The organism is Nitrospira sp., assembly GCA_005116745.1.
Classification (GTDB): Bacteria; Nitrospirota; Nitrospiria; order Nitrospirales; family Nitrospiraceae; genus Nitrospira_D.
In genome coordinates this window covers 851,759-866,942 of record SWDS01000006.1, presented here as the reverse complement: position 1 = coordinate 866,942, position 15,184 = coordinate 851,759, and the positions used below count along the sequence as shown (strand labels likewise).

General features: G+C 55.6%; 11 protein-coding genes. 2 read left to right on the top strand and 9 right to left on the bottom strand.

What is annotated here, in order from left to right:
- The first annotated feature begins 311 nt into the window (after positions 1-311).
- Together E8D52_09905 and E8D52_09900 are read left to right on the top strand one after the other, a co-directional pair.
- Positions 312-1,829: a hypothetical protein gene (locus E8D52_09905; GenBank protein ID TKB69268.1), complete on the top strand. Its 1,518-nt coding sequence runs from the start codon at positions 312-314 to the stop codon at positions 1,827-1,829.
- Between the two features lie 375 nt (positions 1,830-2,204).
- Positions 2,205-2,558, top strand: coding sequence for a PilZ domain-containing protein (locus E8D52_09900; protein ID TKB69267.1), 354 nt, complete (start codon positions 2,205-2,207; stop codon positions 2,556-2,558).
- Between the two features lie 173 nt (positions 2,559-2,731).
- On the opposite strand, the gene E8D52_09895 is transcribed toward E8D52_09900, so the two are convergent.
- From E8D52_09895 to E8D52_09855, 9 genes are all read right to left on the bottom strand, one after another.
- Complete coding sequence (locus E8D52_09895; protein ID TKB69266.1) at positions 2,732-3,568, bottom strand: hypothetical protein; 837 nt, start codon at positions 3,566-3,568, stop codon at positions 2,732-2,734.
- The gene (locus tag E8D52_09890; protein TKB69265.1) at positions 3,565-3,765 is read right to left on the bottom strand and encodes a hypothetical protein; all 201 of its coding nucleotides are present in this window, start codon (positions 3,763-3,765) and stop codon (positions 3,565-3,567) included. The genes E8D52_09895 and E8D52_09890 overlap by 4 nt, the downstream gene beginning before the upstream one ends.
- Positions 3,766-4,098: 333 nt before the next feature.
- A complete protein-coding gene (gene sucD, locus E8D52_09885; GenBank protein ID TKB69264.1) occupies positions 4,099-4,971 on the bottom strand; it encodes a succinate--CoA ligase subunit alpha in 873 nt (290 codons plus the stop codon).
- Between the two features lie 156 nt (positions 4,972-5,127).
- Positions 5,128-6,306 carry an ADP-forming succinate--CoA ligase subunit beta gene (gene sucC, locus E8D52_09880; GenBank protein ID TKB69263.1) on the bottom strand — a complete coding sequence of 393 codons (1,179 nt, stop codon included), beginning with the start codon at positions 6,304-6,306 and terminating at the stop codon, positions 5,128-5,130.
- Between the two features lie 89 nt (positions 6,307-6,395).
- Positions 6,396-7,979 carry an FAD-binding protein gene (locus E8D52_09875; GenBank protein ID TKB69262.1) on the bottom strand — a complete coding sequence of 528 codons (1,584 nt, stop codon included), beginning with the start codon at positions 7,977-7,979 and terminating at the stop codon, positions 6,396-6,398.
- 22 nt (positions 7,980-8,001) lie between these two features.
- Complete coding sequence (locus E8D52_09870) at positions 8,002-8,712, bottom strand: 4Fe-4S ferredoxin (GenBank protein TKB69261.1); 711 nt, start codon at positions 8,710-8,712, stop codon at positions 8,002-8,004.
- A gap of 65 nt (positions 8,713-8,777) precedes the next feature.
- On the bottom strand, positions 8,778-11,006 hold the full coding sequence (locus E8D52_09865; protein ID TKB69260.1) for an NADP-dependent isocitrate dehydrogenase: 2,229 nt from the start codon (positions 11,004-11,006) through the stop codon (positions 8,778-8,780).
- Between the two features lie 23 nt (positions 11,007-11,029).
- Positions 11,030-13,273 (bottom strand): aconitate hydratase, encoded by a 2,244-nt coding sequence (locus tag E8D52_09860; protein TKB69259.1) that lies wholly within the window; start codon positions 13,271-13,273, stop codon positions 11,030-11,032.
- 73 nt (positions 13,274-13,346) lie between these two features.
- On the bottom strand, positions 13,347-15,167 hold the full coding sequence (locus E8D52_09855) for an ATP citrate lyase (GenBank protein TKB69258.1): 1,821 nt from the start codon (positions 15,165-15,167) through the stop codon (positions 13,347-13,349).
- Positions 15,168-15,184 lie beyond the last annotated feature (17 nt).

The following is a 15,184-nucleotide window of genomic DNA, read 5'->3' as shown; positions in this document are numbered from 1 at the left end:
GAGGTCGTCTGGCCCACACACATAGCCTCTCTGTATCGGTGTATTGGCGAACACACTTAACGATGGGCTCAGGGTTGTGCCTCCAAGCTTGGAAGGGTGGCTGGCAGCGAGCGCCCCTCCTCTGGATATGCTCGGACGGTACGCTTTTGAGAAACATCAGCTTGGTTGTGTCTTTCGACACGCCTATGGTACGGTCAGACTCACGTACACCGCATCAGCTGATGCCACGGAATTAATAGTCCATCGTGCAAGCCCGTCCAATACCTCATTGCCCATCGAACACGACCAGGGAATTTAGCACCTGCCTAATCTTGGTGCTTCTGCTCTTCTTGGCCTTCCCTCCCCCTCTATTTTCACAAGGCGGAGGAGGCCAACCACTAAAAGTTGCGTTGGATTTCAACGAAGTCGAGATCCCCGTCTTCGTCCGCTTTATCAGTGAGATCACCGGAAAAAACTTTGTTTTAGATGAGACTATTAAAAAGCAGGGCGGAAAAGTATCCGTGTTTTCTCCGACTAAGGTGTCACCGGACCAGGCTTTTACCATGTTCGTCGCGGCATTAGAGGCAGCCCGTATCGCGGTGGTCCCGAAGGGAGGAAACCTCTATCAGGTGGTCCCTATGGGTGACCTTCCGCCAGAACGTGGTGTGTTTGTCTATAAGCTGAAACACGCTAACGCGACTGATCTTGCCGCTGTTCTCACCAATTTGGTGGCACGTTCACAAACCGTGGCACAGATCACGCCTGGCACCAGACCACCCGTCAGACCGCTGACGGAATTCGAGGCTCCAGTCCAAGTGTTTGCCGATAAGGCGACCAACTCCATCGTAATCAGTGCAACCAAGCTCGCCTGGAGTCATCTCCAAGCCGTCATTCGTGACCTCGATATCCGGCGCAAGCAGGTCTTTGTGGAGGCGGTCATCCTGGAGGTCCAAGTGGATCGCCTTCGCCAAATCGGCACAGATCCGACTCAAGTGCTCAGTGCGGGAAAATCTGGTTTTTTACAGGGGATTAGCGGGTTCAATAGAGCACCGGAAGACCTGGCAACCTTCGCCCAGGCGGTCACCGGCGCTGCGGCCGGAGGGGCAGCTGGCCCAGCATTCCCGCTCCTGAATACGCTGAACGTGCGCGCATTCCTGAACCTCCTGATGAACATGACCGATACGAATGTCCTCTCCACACCCCAGGTGCTGGCCGCCGATAACCAGAAGGCGAAGATCGTCGTCGGTGAAAATCGCCCGTTCCCAACCGGCCAGGCCCAAGGCATCACGGGGGGAACGCTCGTCACCATTGAGCGAAAAGATGTCGGCGTGACGTTAGAGTTGACCCCGCAGGTCCTCGACGGTGATTTGATTCGCCTGGAAATCAAGCAAGAGATTACGGCGATCGCGGAAAACGTGGCGCAGACTATCGGCGCTGGGTCGGCCAGTATCCCGGTGGGACCCACCACAACGAAGCGATCCATGGAAACCACGACCGTCGCCCAGGATCAACAGACGCTCGTCATCGGAGGATTGGTGCGTGACAACATCACGCTCAGTGAAAAGAAGATTCCCGTGTTGGGAGACATTCCGTGGATTGGATGGCTATTCAAATCACAGAGTCGTCAGATTGAGAAACTGAATCTTCTCGTCTTTCTTACACCGCACTTAGTCCGGGACGATGCAGATGTGGTGGAATTGAATGCAAGAAAGGCAAAAGATATCAATATCTTGCAACGAGATAACCGCATTGAAGAACCGACGAAACTCAAGCAAGATGTGCTGGAACGACTCGAACTCCCCTCAACCGTCCCCCCTCCATCTTTAACGGATAAGCCCAGCAAGCCTTAATAAAACGCTGAAAAAGTCTGGCAGCTTCGTTCCCTGCCTTGCCGAAGCGCTTCGCGCAGGCAGGTCTCATCGCTCACGTGGCTAAACGTACAAAAACGCACGCTCTGCCTCTTCGCTCACTGCGACCTTGTTTGCGGAAGGGTGCGTCTTGGCTCGCCTCGCTGAGTTGGCTTAGCGGGCGTGCCGGGGTTTATCGGGTAAGAAGTCTGGCCTTTTCGAGCATTCTGAAGTTCTTCTGGCATAAGCACCAGCTCAACAAGCCTCTGATACCCAGCACAGAGTATTCTTGAACCGAATGAGGTCCTGCGCCCCCCCTCCGAGGAATGGTCCCTGGCCCTCTACGGGGATAGACTGCGGCCTACGGAGGACACAACAATGGCTGATACGACCATTAACTGGCGAATCCATCCTCGGCTACCTGTGGCTTATCCTACGATATTCGGAGGCGCTCCATTTGTGGGAGAAGGGGTGGTGTCTGACCTGTCCATTGCAGGCTGTGCCATCACCTGTGAGCGAACCGTCCTCATGGGGAGCTATATCAAGCTGAGTGTTCTCCTACCGGATCCAACCGCATCCCTGTTCATCGAACTGGGGAAAGTCCGCTGGGTCAAGGAACATACTTTTGGCGTCGAGTTCATTCGCGTCCCGATGATGACCCGCCACCGATTGGATCGAGTGGTCACTCAAGAGCTGGCCCTAGACGTACACCTTTCTCCACTAGTTGCCTAGCTCCACTGGCACTCATTGCTGCTCATACCAATACGGCGAGTTCGGTCTGGAGATCAAACGATCTTATACCCTGGTTATGTGAGAGGGGAAAATGGTTGGGAGGGGGGTACTTTAAACTCAGCTGCACACCCTACCTTCTTGTGGCAAGGTGTGCACTGAAACTGTGTACGAATCTACGGTCTCACGTCAAAGTGAATCGACAAGCCGCCATGCACAAAGATGGTTCTCATCGTGGATTCATAATTATCAAAAACTAGGTCTTGTCCGCCACTTGTGGATGCCCCGAACCGATCCGTCCCTAGCTCGTCGTGAAAGGCCTGAACATACTTCGCCTCAACAAAGGCAGCCACGTACTTGAAGAGATGCGCCTTGAACCCTCCCAGCGCCATAAACCCGGGAGCCGTATTCCGCTGGTCGACGATGGCATTCGCAAAACCACCCCCTCGGAATCCGCCTGGCCGCTGTGCGATCTGATGCGCTCCACCACCGACCCCGATATAGGGAAACCATCGCCCGTTGGGATAGGCCTCGGAAATCCCCATCGGGTAGCGCAGCATGACATTGGTGCCCACGTAGATCCCTTGCGTTTCCGTCGTGGTGCCCTCAAACGATCCGTCCGGATTCAGCGTTCCATTCACACCGTTCCGACAGCAGGCGATGTCCGGATACCAAACAAATCCGCTGATTTCAAGGCCGAGATCGAATCCCGCCATCTTGTTTCTGGTCGGAAACCAGATGCCCGCGTTGCCACCGACCGACTGTTTCATCTGATAGTCGACCTTGCTCTCCACATCGCCATTACGAAACGTGGCGTCCTGACTGAACGGGATTGCAATCCCCGCCATAAATGAAAGATAGGGCTCAAGCGTCCCGGAGGACATGGTTGGGGGATCAGGCGAGATCGCATAGGGATCAGCCACCCGTTGGCTGTATGGATCTTCCGCCCGTGTGACCTCAGCGTAGCCAAGGACACAGAGAAGGCAAACGATCGCCGAAATTCTCGTTTTCATTCATTGCCCTCCAAAGGTAAAGAAAACATATTCTTCGACGAATTTTTGTCGCCAAATTTGATATCAGTCGGTAGATCGTCGGTGGTCACTGAGGCCACACGAGACGATTGCGTTTTCATGATACTCAAATCGGCCCACGGTTCCGCTGTTGCGGTGATCGGCATGAGAGTCCAACTATCCGCCTCTAGAGCGATCATGAGTGAATGCTCTTCTCGCGTCGCAGGACGGACGGCGCCAACAGTAGCAATCCCGCATTCATTTTTAAAAATAGATAAAACGGATTGGAGTTATCGGTAAATCCAATATCCCATCTGACATGGCCACGGCGATGGATGAATCGACTCTTGCTCGGGCTTCATGAGCAGTCATTACACCCCGCTCGTGCACAGCAATCTACGGGCAAACAACTCATTGAAATATAGACAATCGTCCATCCACGTGACTGAGCGGAGGCGATGGACAGGCCGTAGAGATCAGGCCTACGCAGCGGTAGCGGAGGAGGATAGCTACAGAAGAATGGACTTGGGGAACTACCGTCCCAACGCGTGTTTGACCGCCGCGCCGATCTCAGCTGGATTCTTAACGACTTTGACCCCGGCCGCTTCCAGCGTTTTCATCTTTTCGGCTGCGGTCCCTTTGCCGCCGGAGATAATGGCGCCGGCATGGCCCATGCGGCGTCCGGGAGGCGCCGTGATGCCGGCGATGAAGCTGATGACCGGTTTCTTGACGTTCTTCTTGATGAATTCGGCTGCTTTTTCTTCCGCGTCGCCGCCGATCTCGCCGATCATGACGATGGCCTGTGTTTCTGGATCTTTCTCGAATAACGGCAGCACATCGACAAAACCAGTACCATTGACCGGATCGCCGCCGATCCCGACGCAGGTCGTCTCGCCCAACCCCAAGGTCGAGAGTTGATGGACGGCTTCATACGTGAGGGTGCCGCTGCGAGAGACCACCCCGACCACACCCTTCTTGTGGATGAAGCCCGGCATGATACCGATCTTTGCCTCATCCACCGTGATGACACCTGGGCAGTTGGGTCCGATCAGCCTTACATCACGACCGCGGAGCGCCCGCTTAACCTTCACCATATCGTTGACGGGAATGCCTTCGGTGATGCAGATGATCAACTTGATCCCGGCATCGGCTGCTTCAAGGATGGCATCGGCACAGAACGGCGGCGGCACGAAGATCAGTGAGGTATCAACCTCGGTCTTCTTGACCGCGTCAGCCACGGTGTTGAACACAGGGATACCTTCGACTTCCTGCCCAGCCTTCCCTGGCGTAACGCCTGCCACAACCTTGGTCCCATAGGCTTTGCATTGCGTCGCATGGAACGACCCTTCCTTGCCCGTAATCCCCTGCACGACCACCCGCGTATTTTCATTGACGAGAATGCTCACGGTTTCCTCTTTTCTTACCTTCCTCTTCAAGAAGGTGCGCCGGGTCGGTCTTCATACTGCGCGCATCCACCGAGCACCGACCAATGTCTGACAATCTAGTTGATTCATATGTGCGCGGTGGGCGAGCACTGAAGACCGGCCCGGCGCACCTTTCGCTCACGCTGCCTTGCCAGTCAGTTTCACAATTTTTTGTGCCGCTTCCCAGAGATCATCAGCTACGTCAAGCTTCAATCCCGATTCGGCTAATAGCTTGCGGCCTTCTTCTGCATTCGTGCCCTGCAAGCGGACGACGAGCGGCACGGCGATCTTCACTTCCTTGGCTGCTTCGATGACGCCATGGGCAATCCGCTCGCAGCGTACGATGCCACCGAAGATGTTGATGAAGATGCCCTTGACGTTCGGGTCTTTGAGCAGAATCCGAAAGCCTGCTGCCACCGTTTCTTTGGTCGCGCCACCCCCAACATCTAAAAAGTTCGCAGGCTCACTACCGGCCAGCTTGATGACGTCCATCGTCGCCATGGCCAGGCCCGCCCCGTTCACCATGCAACCGATGTTGCCGTCCAGCTTCACATAATTCAGATTGTTCGTGCCGGCTTCGATTTCCAGCGGCTCTTCTTCGTTGAGATCGCGCATCTGCTGAACGTCAGCATGCTTGAACAACGCGTTGTCATCGAAGGAGACCTTGCCGTCGAGCGCGACGATCGTCTTTTCTTTTGTGATGATAAGCGGGTTGATCTCCACCATTGCGGCGTGCTTTTCCATGAACAAACGATAGAGATTCCCCATCATCTGGATAAAGGGATTCATCACGGCCGGCTCGATCGTATTGAGGCCGAGGGCAAACGCGACGTTGCGCCCGTTATAGCCTTGAAATCCCACGGCCGGATCAATCAATTCCTTGATGATCTTCTCGGGTGTCTTCTCCGCGACCTCTTCGATTTCCATCCCGCCTTCGGTGCTGGCAATGAAGACGGGCCACCCGGAATCGCGGTCCACCAGGATGCTCAGATACAATTCTTTGCTGATGTTGGCGCCTTCTTCGAGCAGGAGCCGATGGACCTGACGGCCTTTGGGACCGGTCTGGTGGGTCACCAGCGTCTTGCCGATCAATTCCTTGGCAAATCCGGCCACCGCGCCTTTGTCTTTCGTGATCTTGACCCCTCCGGCCTTGCCTCGCCCCCCGGCATGAATTTGCGCCTTCACGACGAAGACCGGCGTATTGAGTTCATTGGCCCAGGCGGTCGCACCTTCAGGAGAGGTAATTTCCTTCCCCCGCGGTACCGGGACGCCGAACTGAGCGAACAAGGACTTGGCTTGGAATTCGTGAACGTTCATAGCGCTCCTTCTGTCACTTCAGGACTGAGTTACGAGGACTGTGCGCTGAGTTGATTTTCTTCTCAGCCCTCAGTACTCACTCCTCATGGCTAACTCACTTTTCTGGTATAGGCCGGCAGAATCATCGGCGAAATCACACCACTGACGTTGCCGTGCTTCTTGGCATCGGCTCGGAACCGCTGCAGATGCTTCAGCGTGAGCTGACCCTGTTTCATCGATCCGACACGGCCTGCTGCCGTCAGACCAGACCGTTTGCCGTAGACCATCAGGTCAAGCAACGAATTGCCCATCAATCGGTTCCGCCCGTGCAGGCCGCCTGACGCTTCACCGGCGACAAAGAGATTCTTCACATTGGTTTCTGAATTGGTGTCGATCTTCACGCCCCCGTTCTGATAGTGCAACGTTGGGTAGATCAGGACCGGGTCCTTGCTGATGTCAATCCCAAATCGTTCGAACTGCAGCATCATCGCCGGGAAATGTTTTTCCACCGTGCCGGGCCCATGCTCCGCATCTAGTAACGGGGTATCCAGCCAGACGCCAACGCGACCGGACATTGTTCTGATGCCACGTCCTTCTTCACACTCACGGATGATCGAGGACGAGACCACGTCGCGGGTATCAAGTTCGTTCACAAATCGCTCGCCCTTGGCATTCACAAGCTGCCCGCCTTCTGAGCGAATTCCTTCGGTCACCAATTGCCCGATCAGTTGCTCGGGATAGACCGCCCCAGAGGGGTGATATTGGAACGTATCGATGTGGTCCAACTTGGCGCCCATGCGATAGGCCAGGCAGAGCCCGTCTCCGGTCGCGCCATAGTGGTTACTCGTCGGAAATCCTTGAATGTGGAGCCGGCCGATCCCGCCAGTTGCCAGGATCACGGACTTGGCCGCAACCACGACATGCCGCTGGTTGTCGAGATCTTTGAAGATCGCGCCGGTACAATTTCCTTCATCATCACTGAGCAGTTCGATCGCTGCGGCAAACTCAAGCAGTGGAATCTTTTGATTGATGACCTCGTCCTTGAGCACCCGCATGATCTCAAGACCGGTATAGTCTGAGCAGGTTAGCAGCCGTGGCTTAGAACTGCCTCCGCCCTTCTTCACATGGAGATTGCCGTCGGCTTGACGGTCGAACAGCACGCCCAGCTCCAGCAACCACTTCGCAATCGACGGCCCCTCCTCGACCATGGTCTTCAGAAGGGCGTGATCGTTCTCCATGTGGCCGCCCTTGAGCGTGTCGAGGAAATGAGTGACCGGTGAATCTTCTGGGGCCACGGAGATCTGCATTCCCCCCTGAGCCATCACACTGTTTGAATCACCAAGCCGTAGTTTCGTGGCCAAGAGCACGTTTGCCCCTGCTCCATGCGCATGGAGTGCCGCAGCGCACCCGGCCCCACCGCCACCTATCACCAGCACATCGCACGAATACTGAGGCGTCAGGTCGGCATTTCCTTGGATAGAGCTGTCGCCTTCGAGCAACGTGGCCAGCTCCACAACGGTTTTGCCCCCTTCATTGGGACCGAAGCGGATCGACCGGTAGGCGCTGGCCCTGAAATCCGGATGATATCTATGAATCAGTTGATCGCAGTCTGCAGGAGAAAACTTGGGGATAGTCTGCTTACGGCGGTCATCCCGCGTCTTATGTACAATCTGTTGGAGCGCGTGAATGTCCATCTCGGAAGCCTCAATGCTGGAATTATTTTACGGTGGCACAGTGATCGGCCAGTTCCTTCTCGCTCATTTTAAGAATCGTATTCCATGCATCCTGGTATTGCCCGTCCTGAATTTCCTTGATGCGGGTGTCGAGCCCGATGGGCTTTTTGGTAAAATGTGCCCCCTGTGCACGGCTCACGTACAGGGCGACAAGATTCGGTGCAATATCAGCAATGCACACCGGCGTGCACATGCCGCACATCACACAATCCATAAACATTTCGGAGACACTCTTGAAGTCGCCAAAGACGGCTTTCCAGACTCCTTCACGCACATCGATCTTCTGCGGACAGGCTTCGGTGCAGGCATTGCAGTTTCGACACAATGGCGTTTCAGGATACAGGTTAAACAGGTCTTGTTTAGGATCCTTGAGTGCCTGAATGTCGTAGGTGGCCTTGCGCGCCGGAAACGATGGCATCATCGTAAAAGACATGCCGTCCTGCACTGCCATCTGACAAGCCAGGCAGGTTCGGACCTTTGGATCATCTTTCGTGCGGTAGTAGGTCGCACAGGCACCACAGAAACCGCCGAGACAACCGACGCCGCGGACGACATCAATCCCCGCATACCACATGGCCTTGACAACCGTGATCCCTTCCGGCACGTCCACCTTCTTGCCGGCGATCTCGATTGTGACCATCCGCGGTTTCATCACCTCGGGCTGATCGATCAGATTGGTATCATCTTGAGCCATAGGTTCCTGTGTAACACGCGAGGCGTAAGGAGCGATAGCCCCCCACGCCTCACCATGAATCGAAATTAGGCAATCGCGTCGATGATCGTGTTCAAGGTCGCGCTTGGACGCATGGCTTTGGCAGCCTTAGCATCGTCCGGATGATAGTACCCACCGACATCTTGCGGCTTACCTTGCGCGGCCAACAGCTCACCGTCGATCTTCTTTTCGTTGTCGCTCAGATCTTTTGCGATCTTGGTAAACCGATCGGATATCCGCTTATCCGCTGTCTGCGTGGCCAAGGCCTGTGCCCAATAGAGTGCCAAGTAGAAGTGACTGCCACGGTTGTCGATCTCGCCGACCTTACGAGCTGGCGACTTGTTGCTCTCCAGGAACTGCGCATTGGCCTGATCCAGCGTGTCCGCCAGAATCTTGGCGACCGGATTGTTTCCCACTTTCGCAAGATGTTCCAGCGAGGCCGCAAGCGCAAGGAACTCACCGAGCGAATCCCAGCGTAAATAGCCTTCTTCCTGGAACTGCTGCACGTGCTTCGGCGCTGATCCACCTGCGCCGGTCTCGAACAGACCACCGCCGTTCAGCAACGGAACAATCGAGAGCATTTTGGCGCTGGTCCCGATTTCGAGAATCGGAAAGAGATCCGTGAGATAGTCACGGAGTACGTTGCCGGTGACAGAAATCGTATCCTTACTTTCCTTCATCCGCTGAATTGAGAAGCGGCAGGCATCCGCCGGTGACATGATCTTGATCTCAAGACCATTCGTGTCATGCTTTGGCAAATACGCATTCACTTTCTTGATCAGCTCGGCATCGTGCGCACGGTCCTTATTCAACCAGAACACCGCCGGCGAGCCGGTCGCTCTGGCGCGGGTCACAGCCAGCTTCACCCAGTCCTGAATCGGGGCATCCTTCACCTGACAGGCGCGCCAGATGTCCCCCGCTTCCACCTTGTGTTCATGCAACGTGGTGCCGGCCGCATCCACGATGCGGATGGTGCCGTTGCCCGGCGCCTTGAAGGTCTTGTCGTGCGAACCATATTCCTCAGCCGCCTGCGCCATCAGACCGACGTTGGGCACGGTGCCCATCGTCTTCGGATCAAACGCGCCGTTCTTCTTACAGAACTCCACCACTTCATGATAAACGGGCGCATAGCAAGAATCGGGAATGACGCATTTGGCGTCAGCCGCCTTGCCATCCGGCCCCCACATCTTGCCGCTATCACGAATGACTGGAGGCATCGATGCGTCGATGATGATGTCGCTCGGAACATGGAGATTGGTGATGCCCTTGTCGCTGTTCACCATCGCCATCGGCGGCCGCTTTTGATAGACGGCTTGAATGTCCGCTTCGATCGCCTTGCGTTGTTCGTCCGGCAAAGACTTGATCTTGACATAGACATCACCGAGACCGTTGTCCGGATCCACACCCAGCTTCTTGAACGTCTCGCCGTGCTTTTCAAAGACATCCTTGTAATAGACCGTCACGCCATGACCGAAGATCTTCGGATCCGAGATCTTCATCATGGTGGCCTTCATGTGCAACGAGAACAGCACTCCCTTCTGCTGGGCGTCCTGGATCTGCTCTTCCAAGAACGTGCGGAGAGCCTTCACGCTCATGAAGGTCGCATCCAGCACCTCACCGGCCTGCAAGGCGACTTTCTCCTTCAAAACGGTGATCTTCCCATCTGCGCCAACGAACTCGATCTTTGCCGTGGTCGCGGCTGGAATTGTGATCGACTTTTCGTTCGAACGGAAGTCACCACTCTTCATGTGGGACACGTGGGTCTTGGAATCAGGACTCCAGGCGCCCATCTTATGCGGATGCTTTCTGGTATGGGCTTTCACGGACAACGGGGCTCGGCGATCCGAGTTCCCTTCGCGCAACACTGGATTCACAGCACTGCCTTTGACTTTGTCGTAACGAGCCTTGACGTCCTTTTCCTTGTCGTCTTTCGGATTCTCAGGGTACTCAGGAAGCTTATATCCTTGCTTCTGCAATTCCTTGATGGTCTCTTGCAACTGCGGCAATGAGGCGCTGATGTTCGGCAGCTTGATGATGTTGGCTTCCGGTGTCTTGGCCAACTCGCCCAATTCAGCCAATGCGTCGTGTTGCTTCTGTTCCGGCGTCAAGTACTCTGGGAATACGGCGAGTACGCGGCCCGCCAGCGAGATATCCCGCAATTCAACCGTCACACCCGCCGCCTTCGAAAAGGCGTTGATGATCGGTAAGAACGAGTAAGTCGCCAGCATCGGTGCTTCATCGGTCTTCGTGTAAATTATTTTGTCTGCTTGTGCCATGAGTATCCCTCTCAATATATGGGTTAGTTCAGCGCGTTCAACGCTGAACCGGCCTTAAACCAAGTGATTTGTGGTGCTGTCATGCTGTGATTGGCTTGAACCTTCACATCGCCGCTGGTTTTATGCACGACCACTGTGACTGGCTTGCCTGGAGCCAGACTGTTCAGATCGAGTACGCTCAGTCGATCATTCATCTCAATCTTGTCATAGTCCTTCGGGTCTGCGAATGTCAGCGCCAGAATGCCCTGCTTCTTGAGATTGGTTTCATGGATGCGCGCAAAACTCTTGGTGATGACGGCTCGCACGTTCAAGAACCGTGGAGACATGGCCGCATGCTCACGGCTACTGCCTTCACCGTAATTTTCATCGCCGACGACAATCGACCCAATACCTTGAGCTTTGTACGCTCTGGCAATTTGTGCCATCGTGAGATTGGCTTCGCCAGTCAGGATGTTCGTCCCCTTCCCTGGTTCTGACGAAAACGTGTTATTCGCTCCAAGAAACATATTGTCGCTGATCTTGTCGAGATGTCCGCGGAACTTGAGCCAGGGACCGGCCGGGGAGATGTGATCGGTCGTGGTCTTCCCCTTGGTCTTGAGCAGGAGTGGCAGCTTATCGAAATCCTTGCCGTCCCACTTAGGGAACGGCTGCAACAACTGCAATCGCTCGCTGGTCGGCGGAATGTCGACGGTTAAGCTCGACCCGTCTGCAGCAGGCTCAACATACCCCTCTTCGCCCTTCGCAAAACCCTTGGCCGGCAATTCTTCACCCACCGGCGGCTGCAACTTGAATTCTTTGCCGTCCGCGCCCTTGACTGTCTGATTGACCGGATCGAAGCCCAAATCGCCGGTGATGGCATAGGCGGTCACGACCTCTGGACTGGCGAGAAACGACAGCGTTTCACTGATCCCGTCGTTACGACCTGGAAAATTCCGGTTGAAGGAGCTGACAATTGAATCAGCCTTGCCCTTCACCCCGTCCGCACGCTTCCACTGTCCGATGCAGGGGCCGCAAGAATTGGACAGCACGGTGCCCCCCAGTTGCTCGAACGTGTCCAAGAACCCATCACGCTTCATGGTGTGATAAATACGCTCGGAGCCAGGCGAGACTAAAAACGAGGCCTTCGCCTTCAAGCCAGCCTTCAACGCCTGTTGCGCAATATGAGCCGACCGACTGATGTCTTCATAGGATGAATTGGTACAACTGCCGATGAGCGCCGCCTTCAACTCAACCGGATAGCCCTTCTCTTGCGCTTCCGCTTTCAACTTTGAAATCGGCCTGGCCAAGTCCGGTGTATGCGGTCCAACCACATGCGGCTCGAGCGTTGAGAGATCGACTTCCACGATCTGATCGTAGTACTTCTCCGGCGACTGATAGACTTCAGGGTCGGCCACGAGTAGATTCTTCTGCGCCGTCGCCAAAATCGAGAGATCCGCGCGATCCGTAATATTCATGTAGGCGACCATCTTCTGGTCGAAGGGGAATACCGACGTCGTCGCCCCGAGCTCGGCGCCCATATTACAGATGGTGCCCTTCCCTGTAGCACTGATCGTTTCGGCGCCAGGACCGAAGTACTCGACGATCTTGTTCGTCCCGCCCTTCACGGTGAGCAGGCCGCACAGATAGAGGATGACGTCTTTCGCCGAGGCCCATCCGCTCAACTTGCCGGTCAGTTTCACACCGATCAATTTAGGATGAAGAACCTCCCACGGCAGGCCGGCCATGACTTCGCCGGCATCTGCGCCGCCGACACCGATCGCCAATCCTCCCAACCCACCCCCGTTCGGCGTATGCGAGTCGGTTCCGATGATCAGAGAGCCAGGGAATGCATAGTTTTCCAGCACGACTTGATGGATGATTCCGGCTCCCGGCTTCCAGAAACCGATGCCGTACTTCTTGGCAGCGGACGCGAGAAAGTTATAGACTTCCTTGTTCTCGTCCAATGCATGCATCAGATCCTTCTGCGAGCCCATTTCGGCACGGATCAAATGGTCGCAGTGGATCGTGCTGGGCACCGCCGCTTTCTTCTTATTCGCCTGCATGAACTGCAAGACGGCCATCTGCGCCGTCGCGTCTTGCATGGCTACCCGGTCAGGCCGCAGGGCCAACATGGCTTTGCCCCGTTCCCAATTCTGAGTGTCGAAGTTGTCGGCATGCGCGACAAGAATCTTCTCCGCCAGCGTCAAGCCACGGCCAAATTTCTTTCGAGCCTTCTCAAAGACGCTCGGCATTTTGGCATAGAGGTTTTTGGCGAGATCCATCGACATAACTTTCTCCTTAAAAAAGCGTCATCGGACATTCACAAACCATCGTTTTTTTTCACGAATGACCAGTGACCTGTTATTTCAACGGCGGAACTTCCCGCCGTTTGGGTGCCGCGTAGTTCACAAGATAATCGAACAGCCGGATCAAGCGGCTGCCCTGACGTTTCTGATCAACCCAATGGCCGATCAAGCCGATTGTCCGCGAGAGGATGAAGAAGCCGTTCAAACTATCGACCGGGAATCCGATATCGACCAACACGGCCGCCATCGTCCCATCTACGTTCAAAATGAGGTTATCCTTCTTTGCCGCCGTGACCTGCTCGACCTGCAATGCAAAATCGAGGCACGGGGTCTTGATGGGCAAGCTCTTCACATAGCCGACCAACTCCTTCACCCGCTTGTCCGGATTGCGCAAGCTCTTCACACGATGGCCGATACCGGGCACCGGACCATGGTTCTTCTTCATGTAGGTCAGGAATTCGTCGACCGTCATCTTATTGTCGACAGCATGTTTGAAAAACCGTCCAGCATCGGTGACCGCCCCGCCGAACCGTGGGCCGATCATGATGAGTCCCGCGGCCACCGACTGAGACAGGCCAATCCCGGCGCAAGCCGCGATGATCGTCCCCAATGCGCCGCTGACACAGGGGCCATGGTCGGCAGAGAGCATCATGATGCGCTTGATAATTTCGGCTTCCTGCTTGGAGATCAACCGCTTATCCCACAAGAGTCCGACGACATGGGGAATTTCGTAGCCTTTATTGATGAGCTCGGAGGCGGGATACCCGTCATAGCAGGGTTCGTCTCCGCGATCGTCGCTGATCGTGGTACGAATCAGTGGGGTGACCATGACTTCGTCGGCCTTCATGGCCGCTTCAATACTCTTGGGCAACTTCGGCAGTGCCGCCGGCTCGACCGGTTCCTTCACCTGGCCGGTCTTCAACAACTCCTGATAGACGTCCTTGATCGCCGGACCAAGCGCGCCAAACGTGGGCGGCACGATCGCGCCGGACTTTTTGAGGGCATCGGACTTGGACCGAGCCGACCCTTCGCCCTTCAATCCCTCTTTCGCGCCCGCGTGACCGAATTTCATCCCCTTCGGCAAACTTTCCTGGCAGAATCCGGAGACGACGGCCATCAACTTCACACGCCGCTTCTTGGCGCCGTACCACTCAGCGGCCCGCTCTTCAAGATCGCCGCCCATTTCGCCGACAATGACGACCGCTTTCGTTTGCGGATCGTTCTCAAACATTTCGAGATAGCTCACGTAGTCAGTGCCCGGATAGGCATCGCCGCCAATGCCGATGGCCGTCGTGATCCCATCGGCGAACTGCGAGCAAATCCAGATAATTTCGTTCGAGAGACCGCCCGACTTGGTGATGACGCCGAAGGAACCTTCACGATAGAGCTTTGATAAGACGAGGTTGTCGAACGCACCACCGATGACACCGAGCCGACAGGAACCGGCCGACACAATACCGATCGACGAGGGGCCGTTAAACACCTTGCCAAGCTTTCTGGCATGGGCCCCAAGAATCTTGGCGTCCTTCTCCGGCACACCCTCCGTGATCATCGTCACGACCTTGATGTGTGTATCGTCGAGGGCTTCCATCCCGCCCTTCATCGCGCGGTCCGCTCCGATATACACAAGACTGGTGTTGATGGTCGGATGGTTCTTCGTCGCTTCGGCGATGGTCTTATAGACCGGGATGGCGATGAGGCCGCTGCCATAAGGCACTTCATTGGACTTGCCGGCGTCAGGCGGATAGACAAACGCTTCGACGTTGAGTGGGCGCTTGATCAGGTAGCAGAACTCCGCCATACGGCGGGCTGCGTTGACACCGGCGGCGCCCCCCTGAATCACAACCCGGGTGTCTTTATTGGCCAGAATGCTCATCGGAATCTCCCTCTTTC

Coding starts and splice junctions, on each gene's coding strand:
- sucC (TKB69263.1), bottom strand. CDS start 6,306: ATGAACGTTCACGAATTCCAAGCCAAGTCCTTGTTCGCTCAGTTCGGC.
- E8D52_09860 (TKB69259.1), bottom strand. CDS start 13,273: ATGTCGATGGATCTCGCCAAAAACCTCTATGCCAAAATGCCGAGCGTC.
- E8D52_09875 (TKB69262.1), bottom strand. CDS start 7,979: ATGGACATTCACGCGCTCCAACAGATTGTACATAAGACGCGGGATGAC.
- E8D52_09855 (TKB69258.1), bottom strand. CDS start 15,167: ATGAGCATTCTGGCCAATAAAGACACCCGGGTTGTGATTCAGGGGGGC.
- E8D52_09870 (TKB69261.1), bottom strand. CDS start 8,712: ATGGCTCAAGATGATACCAATCTGATCGATCAGCCCGAGGTGATGAAA.
- E8D52_09890 (TKB69265.1), bottom strand. CDS start 3,765: ATGATCGCTCTAGAGGCGGATAGTTGGACTCTCATGCCGATCACCGCA.
- E8D52_09895 (TKB69266.1), bottom strand. CDS start 3,568: ATGAAAACGAGAATTTCGGCGATCGTTTGCCTTCTCTGTGTCCTTGGC.
- E8D52_09900 (TKB69267.1), top strand. CDS start 2,205: ATGGCTGATACGACCATTAACTGGCGAATCCATCCTCGGCTACCTGTG.
- E8D52_09865 (TKB69260.1), bottom strand. CDS start 11,006: ATGGCACAAGCAGACAAAATAATTTACACGAAGACCGATGAAGCACCG.